Source organism: Aliidiomarina sanyensis, from assembly GCF_003987175.1.
Taxonomy (GTDB): domain Bacteria; phylum Pseudomonadota; class Gammaproteobacteria; order Enterobacterales; family Alteromonadaceae; genus Aliidiomarina; species Aliidiomarina sanyensis.
In genome coordinates this window covers 19,913-36,176 of record NZ_PIPM01000017.1, presented here as the reverse complement: position 1 = coordinate 36,176, position 16,264 = coordinate 19,913, and the positions used below count along the sequence as shown (strand labels likewise).

General features: G+C 48.8%; 18 protein-coding genes and 1 pseudogene. 2 read left to right on the top strand and 17 right to left on the bottom strand.

Going from position 1 to position 16,264, the window contains the following annotated elements; translation table 11 throughout:
• Nucleotides 1-254, top strand: a 254-nt coding sequence (locus tag CWE11_RS11145) for a transposase (protein WP_198675638.1), incomplete at its 5' end; no start/stop codon positions are given.
• 6 nt (nucleotides 255-260) lie between these two features.
• Here CWE11_RS11145 and CWE11_RS11140 read toward each other — a convergent pair.
• The 16 genes and pseudogenes from CWE11_RS11140 to CWE11_RS11065 form a co-directional block, all read right to left on the bottom strand.
• Nucleotides 261-491: a hypothetical protein gene (locus CWE11_RS11140; protein ID WP_126777707.1), complete on the bottom strand. Its 231-nt coding sequence runs from the start codon at nucleotides 489-491 to the stop codon at nucleotides 261-263.
• A gap of 493 nt (nucleotides 492-984) precedes the next feature.
• Complete coding sequence (locus CWE11_RS11135) at nucleotides 985-1,365, bottom strand: hypothetical protein (RefSeq protein WP_126777706.1); 381 nt, start codon at nucleotides 1,363-1,365, stop codon at nucleotides 985-987.
• 116 nt (nucleotides 1,366-1,481) lie between these two features.
• A complete protein-coding gene (tnpC, locus tag CWE11_RS11130; RefSeq protein WP_126777705.1) occupies nucleotides 1,482-3,044 on the bottom strand; it encodes an IS66 family transposase in 1,563 nt (520 codons plus the stop codon).
• A 114-nt stretch (nucleotides 3,045-3,158) separates the two neighbouring features.
• Complete coding sequence (tnpB, locus tag CWE11_RS11125; RefSeq protein ID WP_126777704.1) at nucleotides 3,159-3,515, bottom strand: IS66 family insertion sequence element accessory protein TnpB; 357 nt, start codon at nucleotides 3,513-3,515, stop codon at nucleotides 3,159-3,161.
• A complete protein-coding gene (gene tnpA / locus CWE11_RS11120; RefSeq protein WP_126777703.1) occupies nucleotides 3,512-3,889 on the bottom strand; it encodes an IS66 family insertion sequence element accessory protein TnpA in 378 nt (125 codons plus the stop codon). Before tnpA (CWE11_RS11120) ends, tnpB (CWE11_RS11125) begins: the two co-directional genes overlap by 4 nt.
• A gap of 39 nt (nucleotides 3,890-3,928) precedes the next feature.
• Nucleotides 3,929-4,174 (bottom strand): annotated as a pseudogene (locus CWE11_RS11115) (DNA translocase FtsK); the annotation flags it as partial.
• A gap of 219 nt (nucleotides 4,175-4,393) precedes the next feature.
• Nucleotides 4,394-7,522, bottom strand: coding sequence for an efflux RND transporter permease subunit (locus CWE11_RS11110; protein WP_126777701.1), 3,129 nt, complete (start codon nucleotides 7,520-7,522; stop codon nucleotides 4,394-4,396).
• A gap of 11 nt (nucleotides 7,523-7,533) precedes the next feature.
• Nucleotides 7,534-8,703 (bottom strand): efflux RND transporter periplasmic adaptor subunit, encoded by a 1,170-nt coding sequence (locus tag CWE11_RS11105; RefSeq protein ID WP_126777700.1) that lies wholly within the window; start codon nucleotides 8,701-8,703, stop codon nucleotides 7,534-7,536.
• A gap of 86 nt (nucleotides 8,704-8,789) precedes the next feature.
• Nucleotides 8,790-9,134 carry a hypothetical protein gene (locus tag CWE11_RS11100; protein WP_126777699.1) on the bottom strand — a complete coding sequence of 115 codons (345 nt, stop codon included), beginning with the start codon at nucleotides 9,132-9,134 and terminating at the stop codon, nucleotides 8,790-8,792.
• Nucleotides 9,135-9,301: 167 nt separating this feature from the next.
• Nucleotides 9,302-9,400: an IS66 family transposase zinc-finger binding domain-containing protein gene (locus CWE11_RS12230; RefSeq protein WP_228584630.1), complete on the bottom strand. Its 99-nt coding sequence runs from the start codon at nucleotides 9,398-9,400 to the stop codon at nucleotides 9,302-9,304.
• Between the two features lie 78 nt (nucleotides 9,401-9,478).
• Nucleotides 9,479-9,733, bottom strand: a complete 255-nt coding sequence (locus tag CWE11_RS11090; protein WP_126777698.1) for a hypothetical protein — start codon at nucleotides 9,731-9,733, stop codon at nucleotides 9,479-9,481.
• A gap of 114 nt (nucleotides 9,734-9,847) precedes the next feature.
• On the bottom strand, nucleotides 9,848-10,204 hold the full coding sequence (tnpB, locus tag CWE11_RS11085; protein WP_126777697.1) for an IS66 family insertion sequence element accessory protein TnpB: 357 nt from the start codon (nucleotides 10,202-10,204) through the stop codon (nucleotides 9,848-9,850).
• The gene (gene tnpA, locus CWE11_RS11080) at nucleotides 10,201-10,503 is read right to left on the bottom strand and encodes an IS66 family insertion sequence element accessory protein TnpA (protein ID WP_126777696.1); all 303 of its coding nucleotides are present in this window, start codon (nucleotides 10,501-10,503) and stop codon (nucleotides 10,201-10,203) included. The genes tnpB (CWE11_RS11085) and tnpA (CWE11_RS11080) overlap by 4 nt, the downstream gene beginning before the upstream one ends.
• A gap of 49 nt (nucleotides 10,504-10,552) precedes the next feature.
• On the bottom strand, nucleotides 10,553-11,923 hold the full coding sequence (locus tag CWE11_RS11075; protein ID WP_126777695.1) for an RHS repeat-associated core domain-containing protein: 1,371 nt from the start codon (nucleotides 11,921-11,923) through the stop codon (nucleotides 10,553-10,555).
• 203 nt (nucleotides 11,924-12,126) lie between these two features.
• The gene (locus tag CWE11_RS11070) at nucleotides 12,127-12,750 is read right to left on the bottom strand and encodes a hypothetical protein (RefSeq protein WP_126777694.1); all 624 of its coding nucleotides are present in this window, start codon (nucleotides 12,748-12,750) and stop codon (nucleotides 12,127-12,129) included.
• A complete protein-coding gene (locus CWE11_RS11065; RefSeq protein WP_157981351.1) occupies nucleotides 12,740-13,501 on the bottom strand; it encodes a hypothetical protein in 762 nt (253 codons plus the stop codon). Before CWE11_RS11065 ends, CWE11_RS11070 begins: the two co-directional genes overlap by 11 nt.
• A 368-nt stretch (nucleotides 13,502-13,869) precedes the next feature.
• Here CWE11_RS11065 and CWE11_RS11060 point away from each other — a divergent pair, with 368 nt between their 5' ends.
• Entirely contained in the window at nucleotides 13,870-15,030 is a 1,161-nt protein-coding gene (locus CWE11_RS11060; RefSeq protein WP_126777692.1) for an iron-containing alcohol dehydrogenase, read from the top strand.
• Here CWE11_RS11060 and CWE11_RS11055 read toward each other — a convergent pair.
• Nucleotides 15,027-16,076, bottom strand: coding sequence for a cysteine synthase A (locus tag CWE11_RS11055; RefSeq protein ID WP_126777691.1), 1,050 nt, complete (start codon nucleotides 16,074-16,076; stop codon nucleotides 15,027-15,029). The genes CWE11_RS11060 and CWE11_RS11055 overlap by 4 nt on opposite strands.
• Between the last annotated feature and the right edge of the window lie 188 nt (nucleotides 16,077-16,264).

The window sequence follows — 16,264 nt, the reverse complement described above, 5'->3', positions numbered from 1 at the left end:
AGCTCGCAACATGGGCCGAAACAGCGCTTCCTGAGGGGTTAGCTGTACTAGCTTTGCCCACAGGGCATCGTCGTCGCTTAAGAACGACCAACGCACTTGAGCGCGTGAATAAAGAAATTAAACGCCGTACACGCGTTGCAACTTTATTTCCAAATGAGGCCTCTTGCCTCAGATCAGTCACAGCGGTGATTATGGAAATATCGGACGAATGGAGCTCTGGTAAAAAGTACCTGACCATGGATGGCGCTGAATAGGTGGAGTCAGAGGGTAAACTGGAAATTACAGACGAATTGTTGCTTTATCTGATGGAACGCGCCCCCGCCGAGCATGCTTGTAAAACCGCCCCCGACACCACTCACAAACGCTTTGGTGGGTGATGCCGCCATGCCACTAAAGGCATGAAACATTGCACCGCTAATCGCACCGACTGCCGCGCCTCTGAGGCTTCCTGTGGCAATTCCACCTTCAATGAGAACAGCTCGAACTTTCATAGTTCGAATTCCTGATCGTCCCAAAGGACGTCTATATACAAAATTTACGAGTCTGGCACCCTCAGTTCGAGCTCATAGTGCCTTCAACCGCCTTCGAGTATCACGATACACAACTCAAAGAACGAGCCAGGACAGCAAGAAGCGTCCCCCCTCAAGTCGGCTCTCTACCAGATTTATCACGTAAATTAGACCAAGCAAAACCGGCAGCCCCAGAATAACGTAGCGCTTTCTGTTCTCTACCTCTCTAAAAAGAAGAATGGATAAAATCCAAGAGGTGCAAATGAACAAGAAAGAGTAGGGATTCATTCGGTGTGAGAATTCCAGCATCGAATAATTGACAGCGAAATTAAAAACCAAGAGCGATAAAACAAGTAGGGACAGCTTTCGGTTCCCCTTAAACAGCCCTGCTGCCAAATATAAATTCAACGCAATAACAGCTAAAGCAAGCACATCAAGCGAGTAACTAATAAAATCCATATCCGCCTCACAAAAATTACGCAATCCACCTTGAAAATAATGAGATACCCATGTAGCCATCAATTAGGAAAAAATTCACAAAGTAAATTAAGATGTAGAGCATTGGCAGGCCCAAAAGAGAATATCTCAACTTACCCTCCAAGCCTTGCATGACCATGAAAGTCATGCCAAGGCTTGAAGAAATATATATTAATGAAACAATAGGGAGGTGACCTGCAAATCTTATAGTATCGGAGATATTTAACAAAACATTAAAACCAAACAGTCCCAGCACTTTCAGTGCCAAAACTTTATTTATTTTTCGTAAACGCATTATTAATATCAAGTTAAGAACAATGAATACTAGCGCAGCAGGGCTAATAAACCAGAGAAAATACTTCAGGGTCTCAAAATACATTAATTCCTCCCCGCATATGCAGCGATTAACCGTAAGCGTAACGCCTAGCACACATTGACCATAATCATTTGCTCGTTCAGATCTGCTGGCCTTACAACCGGTCAAGACAATTGACGCTAGCGTGTGAGCTCAATATTCCAAGGCAGCAAGTGGTCGATGTCGTCGTTGTCTTTAATAAGCGGCCATTGCTCGAACAGGCTCATCAGGTAGTCGATCGGTTGCAGGCTGTTTGCTTTAGCGGTTTCCACTAGGCTGTAGAGCACCGCACTGGCATCCGCGCCACCATGCGTATTAGCGAACAGCCAGGCTTTGCGGCCTATCACGAACGGTTTGATGGCGCGCTCGGCGCGGTTGTTGTCGATGTTGATGCGCCCATCGGTTAAGTACACTTGCAATTTTGACCACTGGTTTAGGGTGTATTGCACGGCCTTGCCGAGCACACTGGTCGGTGGCACTTGGGTGAGCTGAGTATCAATCCATTCTTTGAAGCTATTCATCACCTTTGTCGATTCGGTTTGTCGTGCGTGTAAGCGCTCATCCGCTGACTTATTGGCCATCAGGCGCTCAACGCGGTACAGCTTTTGGATATACTTAATCGCGACATCGGCGCGGCCGGTTTTCTTTTTTCCTTGCACGGTTTTGGCATCCACGAACTTACGTCTGGCATGCGCCCAGCAACCAGCAAGCTTGGCTTCAGTTTGCTCATAGCCTTGATAGCCATCCACCTGCAAGGGGCCGCGGTAGACTTTCAGGAAGTCTTTCGGGTGTGTGCCGCCGCGACCATCTTGGTAGTCATAGAGTACGATGTTTGGTGGTGGTGATGCATCATCCGGCGGCGGTTTATCGCCGCCACACCCATACACCCACATGTAGGATTTACTTTTTTCCGACTGGATAACCTTAAGAGTCGTCTCATCCGCCCATAATACCGGCTGTTGCACTAAGATATCGTGCATGCGCTGGTACAGCGGCTCAAGCTTTTGGCTGACGGCCACCAACCAACGGCTCATGGTCTGGCGACTGATGTCCGCACCGAACTGCTTGAACATGGTTTCCTGGCGGTACAGCGGTAAACCATACTGGAATTTGGCCGTGATGATTTGCGCCAACAAGCTCGGGGTGGCAATGCTCTTGGGCAGCATGCTTGGCGGCACGGGCGCCTGCTTGATGTTACTTTCGGTGCCTTGCTGCTCACAGGTGCGGCAGCTGTATTTTGGGCGTACATGGCGAATCACCTGCACCTTGGCTGGAATAAAGTCGAGCTTCTCGCTGACATCCTCGCCCATGCGATGCATGTCGGTGCCACAGCACTCGCAGGTTTTCTCATCATCGCTGATATCGTGAACGATTTCTTGGCGTGGCAACGACGCATCTAATCGTGCGCGGCGCGGCAACTTGCGCGTGTAAGCAATGTGCTGCTCTACAGCGACCTCTTCCTCGTCAGGTTTGAGGATGTCTTCGATTTCGTTGAACAGGTCGCCCTGACCAGGCAAGCCTTCAGCACTGGCAGCAAAGCGTTTCTTCAGCTCTAATTGCCATTTTTCCAATAGCTGATAAAAATCACGCTTCCAGCGCTCGCCTTCTTGCTGCAAGCGAGCCGTCTCAGCCTGCTGCTCAAGCAGCATTGCCTTGAGGGCTTCAACGTCATCTGGAAGTGTATTGGTATCAAGCTTTTTCATGCGGCTATTATACCGCAACACGAGGTGCTAAACCGCTACTGATAAAGGCTTTCTTATACCGATTGGTGATCGATAATTGGCTGTTATGCTTGATCCCTATATGGGCAACTACGATCAGGTCACCGAACTAAAATGCAGCGGTTGATGGCCTTTCATCAAGGTAATATCAAGACCATCTAAGAGCCAGCTCCACTGTTGTTCAGTGAGCGTGATGGTGCTGCCGGGCATCTTACGTGGCCATTTGAACTTCGCCTTTTCCAGGCGCTTGTACCACAGGCAAAAGCCTGTTTTGTCCCAGTACAAGACCTTGGGTTTATAGCGCTGACGATTGCAAAAGATAAACAGCGCACCACTGAATGGCGAGAGCGCCATTTCGCTCTCAACAATGGCGCTTAAACCATTAATGCTTTTACGAAAGTCGACCGGCGCTTTGTGCAAATAGATGGCCGGCGGCTCAACGAACATTTTCATGCGCTGAGCTCTTTAACCAATTGAGCGACCCAGCGTGGGGAAACCGACAATGGCAATACCAACTTAGCTTGACCAATACAAAGTTGCAGCGTTTGCTGCGAGGTTGCCGGCTGCGAGACCGCCAGCGCAAAACCAGTGTCGTTATCTTCAGCTTCGCGCTGCAACTCTAATCGACGCTGACTAAAATACGCTGGGTTGATGCCTCGCGGCTCACAGAAGTCTTTCTGACTGAGGTCAGTTTGTTCAAATTCAGCAATCAGCTCACGCCACTGCTCGTACGCATCTTGCGCATAAACGAAAGGGGCTGCGGTCAACAACGCGACCCCTGCGACCGCTGTCGCAACCATCTGGCTCAATCCATACTTCATGGTCATGTATATTCCTACTATTAGTCTGCTGACACTGCCTCAACATCAGTCGCGTGGCGGTGGCGGTGCAAGGACATCGCGCGAACCGTTATGCCCTGCGTTACTTACGACACCAGCCGTTTCCATTTGTTCTACCACACGTGCTGCGCGGTTGTAACCAATGCGGAATTTACGCTGCACACTTGATACCGAAACACGACGCGTCTCGGTCACAAATGCCACGGCTTCGTCAAACAGTGGGGCGAGCTCTTCGCCATCAATACTTGGTTGCTCACCCGGTAACAATGCATCATCACCGCTATCTTGTGAGTTTTCATTTGAAACTCTCCATGCAAAAAAAACAGCCATGTAGGCCAATCACCCACCTGCGGGTAATCATCAGCATAATATCAGATAACCCAATAAAGACATGCAAAACAGACACCTGCAAAAGCTTTTATAAAGTAAACCTTTTTTAAAGATGCTGAATACCTCCACTGCAAGCAGCGCTTCTAATGGCCGGACTAATTGCTACGCCTTGTTGTTTCCCTTTTCTTTATATATCAGTGTATATAAAGTCGGAATAACAAACAGGGTCAGTACTGTTGAAGTGATTAGTCCTCCCAGAACTACAGTTGCCAACGGTTTATGAATTTCACTGCCAATTCCCTGCGACAATAAAATAGGCACTAACGCAAGTATTGAGGTTATGGCGGTAATCAAGACAGGCTGTAAACGGCTTGCTGTGCCTTGTAGCACAGCGTCCTGCACTGACATTCCACGCTGCCGTAAGCCATTAATCGCATCTAGTAATACCACGCCATTTAGCATTGCTACACCAAAAACAGTTATAAAACCAATAGCGCTCGGCACTGATAAATATGTTCCACTTAGGTACAGAGCAATAACCCCGCCGACAAGGGCCACAGGCACATTAGTTACTACCAAAGCCACCTGTTTAATGGAGCGAAAAGCCAGGTACAGAAATAGCGTAATAATCAGCAGAGATACCGGTACCACTACCATTAACCGTTGCTGCGCTCGCTGCTGATTCTCAAACTGTCCGCCTATTTCAATCGTATAGCCGGCAGGTAAGTCAAACTGCTGGATTGCCGATTGAATATCAGCAACCACACTACCCATAGCCCGGCCACTGATATTAGACTCAATGACAATTCGGCGCTGGGCGTTTTCGCGGCGAATCATCGGAGCTGCCGATTCACGCGTGATTTCAGTTATATCTCCCAATAAAACAATTGCTCCGCTGGCTGTTTTTAGCGGAATACGCGCAATGGACTCTGGTGAGGCACGAAAGTCAGAATGAAGTCGTACATTTATATCATGACGGGCATTACCATCCAGAATCTGCCCCGCATTTTCTCCACCCACACCTAAACGTACCCAGGCCATCAAGTCTGCAACATCAAATCCGTAACGGGACATTGCGGTATAATCAGGGCGAATAGTTAATTGCTCTTCACCACTAATTTGCTCCAGCGCCACATCGGTAGTTCCGGGGATAGCATCCACTAAACGTTGTAGTTCCTCGCCCTTTTCCACCAGAACACCCAAATCAGAGCCAAATAACTTGATCGCCAATTGCGCCCGAACCCCGGATAACAGCTCATCAACCCGTGTTGCTATAGGCTGAGAAAAATTGAGTACAACACCAGGTAGCTCACCCAGCACTTCATTCATTTTACTTTGCAGTTCTTCGCGGGTGGCTGCGGTCTGCCACGCCGCCATATCGGTTAAACCGATGTACATTTCGATATTATTAATAGGCTCAGGATCTCCACCCAACTCAGGGGAGCCTATACGCGACAACGCGTAGGTTACTTCCGGGAAGTCCATCAGCATGCCTTCCAGTTGCTGTGCTACACGAATGGAAGTATCCAGATTTGCCGACGGTGCCAGAGTAACCCGCATATTAATTGTTCCTTCTTCCAGTTCCGGGGCAAACTCTGTTTCCAGTCGTGGACCAAGCAGCACTGCTATGCTGACAAATGCCAGCGTAACCACCCCTACCCATAGCGGCTTTTTCAAACTCAGGGTAAGGCCCCGAATAAAGCCGCGTTCAACAATATGGTATATCTTCGGCTCAACATGTTTAGGCGCTTTTTTGAATAAGTACGATGCAAGCGGTGGCACTATAACTAACGCAACTATTAAGGAGCCTGCCAAACCTAAAATGACGCTGACCGCCATAGGCTGAAATAACTTACTTTCCACCCCTTCAAGAAAAAATAAAGGAACAAACACAGTCATGATAATCAACGTTGCAAACATAACTGGCCGGGCAACCTCCTGACCCGCTTCAATAATATGCTCAGTCACTGTCATGGGCCGGGTACTTTGCGATGCTGTAAGTCGTTGAAAAATCCGCTCGACCATCACGACCGACGCATCAATCATCAAGCCTGTTGCAATAGCTAATCCGCCCAACGACATCAGGTTGGCTGAAATTCCCCACTGATGCATAAAAAGCAGCGCAACCCCTATTGACAACGGGATCGATAAAAGCACTAACACTGAAGCGCGGATGTTTCTTAAAAATCCAAGCAAAACCAAGACAATCAGCACAAACGCAAAAAAAACAGCATCCCTGATTGTAGTTACCGCTCTTTCAATCAAGTGCGACTGATCATAGTACGCTTCAAGGTATACGCCCTCAGGGAGGGCGCTATTGATACTATCTAAACGCGCTTCAATACCATCGATAACAGCCTTTGTATTCGCACCTGTCCGCTGCAAAATAATGCCAGCAACCACTTCGCCCAGAGCCTCGGTCTCACCTGACTCATTTTTTTCAGTCATTGTGACTGCACCCACTCGGATTTCATGGCCAAAACCTACCGATGCAACATCGCCAATTCGCACCGGAATTCCCTGACGTTGTATAATTGGTAGTTGACGAATAGCCTCCAGCCCAGCATCACCCGCTGGCAGCATACCTGCACCACGAACGACTAACTGATTATCACCCTGAGGCATAAACCAGCCACCAGCATTCAGGTTATTATCGGCCACTGTGCTAAAGACCTGCTCCATAGTCAGGTCATATTCTAGAAGGCGTACGGGATCAATTTGCACCTGGTACTGCAGAACTGGCCCACCGAAGGACAAGATTTCAGTGACTCCATCCACGGGCATCAACAGTAACTTGACCAGAAAATCATTCAATGTGCGTAAAGCAGCCGCATCGTACGCCGGATTATCTGAGCGCAATGTGTATTGGAATACCTCACCAAGGCCGGACGTATTAGGCCCCATTTTAGGTATTCCAAGCTGTTCAGGAATCATCTCGCGCGCTTCACTAAGCTTTTCAAATACTTGCTGGCGGGCAAAATAAATATCAGTACCGTCTGCAAAAACAACAGTTACCACCGACAAACCAGTGCGGGATAACGAACGCACCTCTGTCACTCCCGTTAAAGCGTACATTGATGATTCAAGCGGATAGGTAATCAACTGTTCAACTTCTTCGGCTGCCAGACCATTGGCCTGAGTGTTAACCGTCACCTGTACATTGGTTACGTCTGGAAATGCATCTAAATTTAGTCGAGGAATAGTAAAAATTACCCCGCCAATAAAAACACTCAACAGGATGAATACCATTAAGCGGAACTGAATCAGACGACTTAAAAGTGTAGAAAACATTGCTTAGCTCCTTAATGGTTGTGGGTATCGAAACCATCTTTTGCCAGTTCAGATGCGATAAAAAATGCACCTTTCATGACCAACCTGGCACCTGGTTCAATACCACTGACAAGATGAAGTCCACCTTGGCTCTCCAACACGGTAACCTCAACAGAACTAAACGTATTTTGTTCATTTTGCACGAATACGCGCCATTGATTACCCTCCTGACGGTGCAATGCTGCATCAGGTACGAGTACGCCCTGCTGTTCAGCAGACGGTAAATGAACTTCAGCAAACTGTCCGGCATGCCAATGAGTCGAACGGTTATCTACAGAAATAAGGATCTGCTCAGTTCGGGTCACAGACGACACGTAATGACTTCGGCTCAACACCTCTCCGGTTACCAACTCTCCATTCACGTTAACAACAACAGACTGCCCCGCTTCCAGGGGCAACCGGTGTCTTACCGGCAACTCTGCGGCCACCCACAACGTTGATTCATCGTTAACCCGCAAAAGAGATGTTCCAGCTGATAGAGTCTGCCCGGCGGAGTACTGTAGTTGTTCCGGTGATAACTGCACTTTCCCGGCCATCGGTGATAACACCTGAACCTGACCAATACAGTCAGAACAACTAAGCAATGCAGTGATTTGTGCGTCCGTCATAAACACCGAGCGCAACACGGCACGCCGCCGCTCGGCCTCAATTCTGGCCTCTTCCCGAACTGTATCGCTGACTACGCCTTCTTCCATACGTTGAATGCGAGATAACTCCTGCGCTGCCAGTACGAAATCTGCCTGAGCGTCAGCAATCTCTCGCCCACCAATGGTCAAAAGCGCATCTCCGACAGCTACACTTTGGCCGATGCTTGCATCGTAATGGATAATTCGTACGTCCAGTTGTGGGGCAATCACAATACTGCGCGCCCGATCATTCAAAAGTTGCCCGGGCACCGTTGTCTGCAGTGAAAACCCTGAACCCACTGCCTGTTCAACTTCGATACCAGCAAGTCTTTGCTGCTCATTTGTCAGAGTAACTTGGCCGCTGTGTTCATCGTCGTGATTATCATCATGTGCAACCGCTGCCCCAATAAAACACGCACTGATTATCGTGCTCAGCACAACGACGAAGGTACATTTTGCTAAGATACACTGGACCACACGCCCCGCTCTATAAGCAGTGCTTGATATGATTTTCATAAAAATATTTCCGGTATGTATTCAGTACACAAATCCACCCGCTATATAAGCGAGTTCAAGTAATCCTAGATATAGAAGAAATAAAGTTATGCGATGGGAGGGCGAAATGAGGGATCAGGAAAGAGAGAACTGAAACGCACCGGTAACAGCACGACTCTAGAAGGCAGTAGCGCTATGTCTGTCGTTTGAGAATAATCAGTCATCATCGAGATACCGCCATGACACTGGCAGTCGAGACATAGCTCGTTAAAGTCTGAATCGCTTAATTCTGCTGAAATTGCAGTGGTTGCCTGAAGCTCAAGGTGTATATGGGAGGTTTGACTGTCATCATGTCGTTGTTCACTCAAATGCAACTGATGCACACCCGTACCAGCCAAAGAAAGCTGAGCGAGCAATATCAGAGTCATTATTGATAAAAGTGCGTGACGCATGGACAGTCCGGTTAAGCCTGAACTAAAATTCAGGCCCAGTATAGCAGATTATTAACCGGTAATAATAGATGAATTACCACGCTAAAAGGCGTGCATAGTACACAGTAATTCTACATAGTTAACACATGGTCGGTTTGACAGAACACCCTGTTTTCAAATAATCTGAGCTAGTACACAGGAATAAAGTCGAGCTTCTCGCTGACATCCTCACCCATGCGATGCATGTCGGTGCCGCAACACTCGCAGGTTTTCTCATCGTCGCTGATATCGTGAACGATTTCCTGGCGCGGCAGTGAAGACGCTAAACGCTCACGACGCGGTAACTTGCGCGTGTAAGCAATGTGCTACTCTACAGCGACTTCATCCTCATCAGGGTTGAGGATGTCTTCAATTTCGTTGAACAGGTCGCCTTGGCCGGGCAGGCCTTCAGAGCTGGCAGCAAAGCGTTTCTTGAGTTCAAGCTGCCACTTTTCCAGGAGGTGATAGAGCTTGCGCTTCCACTGCATCGTCTCAGCTTGTTGCTGATTTTGTAGTTCGAGCACCATCTTTTTGAGGGCCTCGACATCATCTGGAAGTGCGTTAGTATCAAGCTTTTTCATGCGGCTATTATACCGCATAAATTGACGCTAAGCCGCCACAGATAAAGTCTTTCTTAGACCAATTGGTGATCGATAATTGGCTGTTATGCTTGATCCCTATATGGGCAACTACGATCAGGTCACCGAACTAAAATGCAGCGGCTGATGGCCTTTCATTAAGGTAATATCGAGGCCATCTAAGAGCCATGCCCATTGCTGCTCAGTCAGCGTAATGGTGTTACCGGGCATCTTACGTGGCCACTTGAACTTCGCCTTTTCAAGGCGCTTGTACCACAGGCAGAAGCCTGTCTTGTCCCAGTACAACACCTTGAGTTTATCGCGCTGACGATTGCAAAACACAAACAGGGCCCCGCTAAATGGTGAGAGCGCCATCTCGCTTTCAACAATGGCGCTGAGGCCATTGATGCTTTTGCGGAAGTCGACCGGCGCTTTGTGCAAATAGATAGCCGGCGGCCCAACGAACATTTTCATGCGCTGAGCTCTTTAACCAGTTGGGCCACCCAGCGCGGTGACACCGACAACGGCAACACCAACTCGGTTTCGTCAATACGTAGCTGGACTGTTTGCTGCGAATTGACTGACTGCGGTACCGCCAGCGCAAAACCAGTGTCGTTATCTTCAGCTTCGCGCTGCAGCTCTAATCGACGCTGACTAAAGTACGCGGGGTTGATGCCTTGCGGCTCACAAAACTGCTTCTGGCTCAGGTCGCTTTGTTCAAATTCAGCAATTAGCTCACGCCATTGCTCGCGAGTTCGATAGGCTCGACTCATAGTGCTATCACCTTTTAAGTTAAACTTGGTGATAGCCTATGGCTTTATATTATGGCTGAATAGGTGTCGCTTCTGTGACGCTTACGATTAACCGCTGAACTTCGTTAGATTGCAGGGGCCGCGGTTCGGAGGAATAACTCATTACACTGTGCGGCGCCGAGTCACTATAACTAAACTTGTGCCCGAAGCCCAAAAAGTGGCCAAACTCATGAGCCCATAGGTCCGCAGAGTAAACTACCGACGGATACCTATCATTGAATGATATGGAGTCCCATAAAAGTCTTGGAAGGTGTTCTGCTTCAAAGGTCTGAGCATAATGTTGTTGCCGGAAACGTACATCAGCACGAAAGATGTTTTTCACTTCAACCATTTGAATGTCCACCGTGAGGCCGTCCACTTGCACATTAATGTAAGTCAGCATTTGTTCTACCATTGGCGCACATTCAATTCGCAGGGAACAGTAGTAATGCACCGTGCCCGAAATTGTCGTACCGTCGTCAGAAACACTTAAGCGCGCTCGACGATTCGCAATGACGTGATCCCGCAGGTCAGTTGTCGGCTCGCGTTGCCGCCCGCTTGCTTGTCCTTCTGATACTTGTTCCAGCACCCGCGCAAATGCCCCCGCCGACGCCCCATTCGCAAACTTCCCACTCGTCGCATGAGCACTTGTGCCTCCTTGCGTAGCCCTCATCACGCCTTCCATTGCTCGCTGATATGCACGGTTCATCAACTCATCTCCTAGGCGCTCAAGGTGGCTTCGCGTGCTCTCGCCGGCCGCACCAGCGGCGGGAGTGATTTGGCTCATGAACCCCGCGATAACAGATGTTCTCAGCGCTCCTGTTGAACTCGCTCCATGTGCTCTTTGTACTTGATACGTGCCGACCGCCAAACAGGCAGGCGCCATCCATCCACAGCCCGCTGATGCCATTGTCACCATCACTTGACTCAGCCTAGACCCAAGGATTTTGATAAAGCCACGCGAAATGTCCTTCAACCGATTAAACAAATACCCACTCGGATCCGTATAGCTCATCGGGTTATTGAGCACATAGCTGTAGCGGTTGTAATTCTGCAGGTTCGCGCCCTCCTGAATAAACGGGTCCGCCTGCATAAAACGCCCCAGCACCGGGTTGTAAGTGCGACCACCCATGTGAATCAAATCAAAATCATTCACCATGGTGTGGCCGGTGTAGCCGCGCATCTCCCCTAACCGCAGTCCAAAAACAAACTGGCTGTGGCTCCACAAGGTCGCTTGTTTACCCCACGGATCGTAGGCTATCTGTTGTTTGAGAACATTACCACTAACAGCCTGCCCCGTAATCACCACCGTCGAGCTCTGGGCATCTTTATGCAGATGCGTTATCTGCTTGGTGGTGCCACTCCCATGCTCGGTATGGGTGACAACCGTACCTCCCACCATAAACCGGTGCTCGATATCGCCGTTTTCTTGTACCGACCGCTCATAACCACCGAACAACCAGCGCGTTTGGGTGCCCGTAGGGCGAATATCTTGCTGGTAAACAAGCTCTCGCTTTGGGCCATACCGGAACAGCGTTCTAAAGTCGGCGGCCCGAACATCGGAATATTAACGAACCTCATCCTCCCGCGTGACGCACTGTTTTTCTACATTCTCTGTTTCAAGTAAGTCTTTATCTCATTCCAATCTATAAGCGTTTCAGTCTTATAGACTTCGCACTCCTCTACATCTGACATCTTAATGTTGCAAAGCTTATGTTCGCGCTTCCACGTTTTGACTTTTTCCGGAAGCTCTAGTCTCATGTCCTCATAAACCAACACAAACCGATCAATTTTATGAAGCCTTGATCCTTCCCCCTCTCTTTTCATCTCAAAACTTGCCATCACAAACGGTTGAGAGGCGAAGATGTCTCTGCAAAGCTCATCGTTAATTTGATTGGCTTGATTTACGTCTGAATTTCCAAGAAACACCAGATAATTTCGCCCGGTTTTTAGGGGTTGTTTTCCGTAAAAAGACAGATATTCTCCCACCTCTTCGCCATGGCTCAACAATTCCACTACGCGGCTTTCGTAAACGATGCCACAGCTACCTATGAAATCGCCATTTTCACGGATTTCAATCATCTCAGATGATGTGAGGATGACATGTGCGACCATGTTGGACTTCCGTGCTGCGACGTCCAAAGAGTTTTGCACCGCATGCAATGGCATGCTGAACAGCCCCCCTGAAAGGAGCCCTATAACAAGGCCAGCCGCTACTTTATTGCTCATATATCCTCCTAAATTTATGCATCGCCTCAAGACCCATTCGTTCCGCCTCGTAATGCGTAGGAGCAACATTACGAACCATGTCTACGCCCATTGAATGAGCAGCTTCATGGCCGATTGCTTGGACGGCTACAGCCTCCCTTGACAGGCTTCGGTAACCTTTGACTTCTGTAGGGCTAAGAGCGAAGGCGCGAAACCCTACCTCAAATGCTGGCTTAAAGAGTTCAATATAATTTCCACGAGGTTCGTAATGTCCGCTAATTGTTACAGCAACTAGACCACTGCACGTTGAATCAGCGCATGTAATCCAGCCAAGTTGTTTGTTATATATACGGTACTCATCTACAACAAAAATCTGTATCCCTTCCTTAAATTCAATCCCGAATTGAGCTCCATTCTCGAGGACCCAATCAGCCAGCTGTTGATTTGACATTTCATCAAAATTCGGCCATTCATTTGACTGACCCCAGAGCTCGTTAACACCCTCCGAAATCACCCAAGCAAACGCCGCCGACACCGCCCCATTCGAGAATTTTCCTCCGGTAAACTCCGATACCGTTCCACCGATAATCGCTGCACCAATAATTCGTGCGTGAGCATTCGGAATCGAATTCGTAACTCCTCCCGCCGATGAGCTCAGTACCCCGTGGCCAAATTTTCCACCTTGGACCACATTCATGACGCCCCCAAGCCCCCCTCGAGCAAGGACAGCAGAAGTTCCTCTCAAGCCTTGAAACTCAAATCCAATCCCCATTGTCAGTCCACCGACCATCGCTCCACGCAAACTTCCGGTCGCCCCAGCATCGGGTTGTAGGTGCGCCCACCCATGTGAATCAAATCAAAATCATTCACCATGGTGTGGCCGGTGTAGCCTTGCGACTGACCTAATCCTCGCCCGTAAACAAACTGCCCGCTGGTGTATATCAGCGCCTGTTTGCCCCATGGATCAACGCACTATAGTTTCATCATCGTGCACATCGGTTTGTTTTACAAGGTAGGATATAGACCATAATCCAAGCTCTCAGTTGGACTATCCTCATCGCTCTTCCGCTGATCAGTTCGCAGCTCCTCCACGTATTCGTTATGCTAGTGAAGCAACTCATTCGCGTATAAGGAGTACCGGTGAATAATTTCAGTTTCTATAACCCAACCAAAATTTTGTTTGGTGAGGGGCAAATTGCCAAGATCGGCAAAGAGGTCCCAGAAAATGCACGCGTTATGCTGGCTTATGGTGGCGGTAGCATTAAGAAGAACGGCGTTTATGATCAGGTAGTGAAAGCCTTGGGCGATCGGTTGGTCTCTGAGTTTTCTGGGATTGAGGCGAATCCTGAGTTTGATACCCTGTGCCGCGCAGCAGAACAAGTGAAAGCAGAGGATATCGACTTTATTCTTGCCGCAGGCGGAGGCTCGGTGATTGATGGCGTAAAGTTTATTGCCGCCGCAGCCCGTTATGATGGTGACCCGTGGGATATTCTCACCAAAGGCGGCAAAGTAATTCGCTCCGCGGTGCCTTTTGGAAGCGTCTTAACCCTTCCTGCGACCGGCTCCGAGATGAACAGTGGCTCAGTCGTGACTCGCGCTGAATACAAAGCCAAACTTCCGTTTGGTAGCCCCTTGTTGTATCCCCAATTTTCGGTCCTAGACCCCGTTACTACATACACTCTCCCAGTGCGCCAAGTGATCAATGGTGTGATTGACCCCTTTACCCACGTGATGGAGCAATATCTCACCTACCCTGTGGGCGCCCATTTACAAGACCGTCTGGCTGAAGCCATCTTGCAAACACTGATAGAAATCGGCCCGGAAGCGCTCGCGCAGCCAGAAAATTATGAAGTCCGCGCAAATGTGATGTGGTGTGCCACCATGGCACTCAATGGTTTAATTGGTGCCGGTGTTCCGCAAGATTGGTCAACGCATATGATTGGTCATGAGCTCACGGCTCTTTATGGATTAGATCATGCTCAAACTCTCGCGGTTGTTTTGCCGGCCAATTTGCGGGTTCGCAAGGCCGACAAAATGCCGAAGCTTGTGCAATACGCCGAGCGCGTATGGCACATTACCGAGGGTAGCGATGATGAGAAAGCTGAGGCGGCCATCGCTAAAACGGAAACCTTTTTCCGTAACTTGGGTGCCGGAACACGCATTGAAGATTATGATTTGAATGCCGAGGTAATTGATACCATTATTGCGCAGCTTGAAGCCCATAAAATGGTAAAGCTTGGGGAGCAACAAGACGTTACTCCCGAAGTGAGCCGAAAAATACTCGAGGCAGCGTTGCGCTAAACCTTGAGAATTCTCGAACCATCCTGAAGATATCGCGCCTTGAGGTGTGCGATATCTTCAGGTTCTGGGTTTAAACCCCGCTCCCGCAAGTAATTAACGTTATAGAGTTTTGATGCACTGCGCTCACCGAGATCGCAGGCAAAGGTCACAATAGTTTTTCCCTTGGGCCGATGCAGCGCGGCAAAAAAGGCAGCAGCAACATTTAGGGCGGAGCTGCTCCCCAACACGATGCCATCATGTGTCTGTACATAGCGTGAAATGGCTATCAGGTCTTGGTCTGGCAAATTCACAGCATAATCAATTTGCGCCTGCGCAAAGTTCTCGACCAAGCGCATAATCCCAATGCCCTCCGTCATGGAGCTTCCTTGCGAGACAAACTGACCATCTCGCAAATAGGCATAACTTCCTGAGCCATCTGGATCCGCGAGCCAAACTTCGAGGTTCGGATTTTTTTCTTTTAAATAACGTGAGTTGCCAGCAATGGTTCCTCCGGTGCCTGAGACCGATACCAATATATCAACCTTTCCATCCGTTTGTTGCCAGATCTCAGGCCCTGTATGCAAATAATGAGCGCGCATGTTGGAGGTGTTCTCAAACTGATTGGCCCACCAATAGTCGTCGCGGCTTTCAGCTAAACGTCGAGCCGTATGATAGAAATGACTCTCATCTTTAAACGGAACTGGAGGCACAGCTTTGAGGCGTGCCCCATGCATTTCAATCATCCGGGTTTTTTCAGGAGTTTGGTCATTCGGCATAACGACCAAAAGATCAAACCCAAGTGACTTCGCCACGACAGCCAGTCCAATTCCTGTATTTCCAGCAGTGCCCTCAACAATGGTCATTCCTGGCTTCAGTTCCCCTCGTTCGATTGCGTCTGTCACCAGCTGTAAAGCTGCGCGATCTTTAATCGAACCCCCAGGATTTTGAAACTCGCACTTTAAATAAATATCCGATCCGCATAAAGCTGATAACGATCGGATCTTCAGCATATCGGTTTGACCGATAAGATCAGACTGACGGTCGGCAATTTTTCCTGACTGTGACATAGAAACTCCTTTGGCAGACAGAATCCCTTGTACTATACCGAATTCTAGAAATCCACGGTGCTGCCAACTCGAATATTTCCCATTACTTGCCTCGGACTGACCTGTCAAAAAATATTCGCAAGGTAAAAATGGCCCATGTATACTTGAAAGGCTTTTACATCAGCCTGTTTTTCGCTGCTTGAACGAAT

Bases quoted from the DNA above. Each gene is read 5' to 3' on its own strand.
- tnpC (WP_126777705.1), bottom strand. From the start codon at position 3,044: ATGAAAAAGCTTGATACCAATACACTTCCAGATGACGTTGAAGCCCTC.
- tnpA (WP_126777703.1), bottom strand. From the start codon at position 3,889: ATGACCATGAAGTATGGATTGAGCCAGATGGTTGCGACAGCGGTCGCA.
- CWE11_RS11075 (WP_126777695.1), bottom strand. From the start codon at position 11,923: ATGGTGGGAGGTACGGTTGTCACCCATACCGAGCATGGGAGTGGCACC.
- tnpB (WP_126777697.1), bottom strand. From the start codon at position 10,204: ATGAAAATGTTCGTTGGGCCGCCGGCTATCTATTTGCACAAAGCGCCG.
- CWE11_RS11100 (WP_126777699.1), bottom strand. From the start codon at position 9,134: ATGCGTCACGCACTTTTATCAATAATGACTCTGATATTGCTCGCTCAG.
- CWE11_RS11140 (WP_126777707.1), bottom strand. From the start codon at position 491: ATGAAAGTTCGAGCTGTTCTCATTGAAGGTGGAATTGCCACAGGAAGC.
- CWE11_RS11065 (WP_157981351.1), bottom strand. From the start codon at position 13,501: ATGGGGATTGGATTTGAGTTTCAAGGCTTGAGAGGAACTTCTGCTGTC.
- CWE11_RS11055 (WP_126777691.1), bottom strand. From the start codon at position 16,076: ATGTCACAGTCAGGAAAAATTGCCGACCGTCAGTCTGATCTTATCGGT.
- tnpA (WP_126777696.1), bottom strand. From the start codon at position 10,503: ATGAGTCGAGCCTATCGAACTCGCGAGCAATGGCGTGAGCTAATTGCT.
- CWE11_RS11070 (WP_126777694.1), bottom strand. From the start codon at position 12,750: ATGAGCAATAAAGTAGCGGCTGGCCTTGTTATAGGGCTCCTTTCAGGG.
- tnpB (WP_126777704.1), bottom strand. From the start codon at position 3,515: ATGAAAATGTTCGTTGAGCCGCCGGCCATCTATTTGCACAAAGCGCCG.
- CWE11_RS11105 (WP_126777700.1), bottom strand. From the start codon at position 8,703: ATGAAAATCATATCAAGCACTGCTTATAGAGCGGGGCGTGTGGTCCAG.
- CWE11_RS11135 (WP_126777706.1), bottom strand. From the start codon at position 1,365: ATGTATTTTGAGACCCTGAAGTATTTTCTCTGGTTTATTAGCCCTGCT.
- CWE11_RS11110 (WP_126777701.1), bottom strand. From the start codon at position 7,522: ATGTTTTCTACACTTTTAAGTCGTCTGATTCAGTTCCGCTTAATGGTA.
- CWE11_RS11090 (WP_126777698.1), bottom strand. From the start codon at position 9,733: ATGAAAAAGCTTGATACTAACGCACTTCCAGATGATGTCGAGGCCCTC.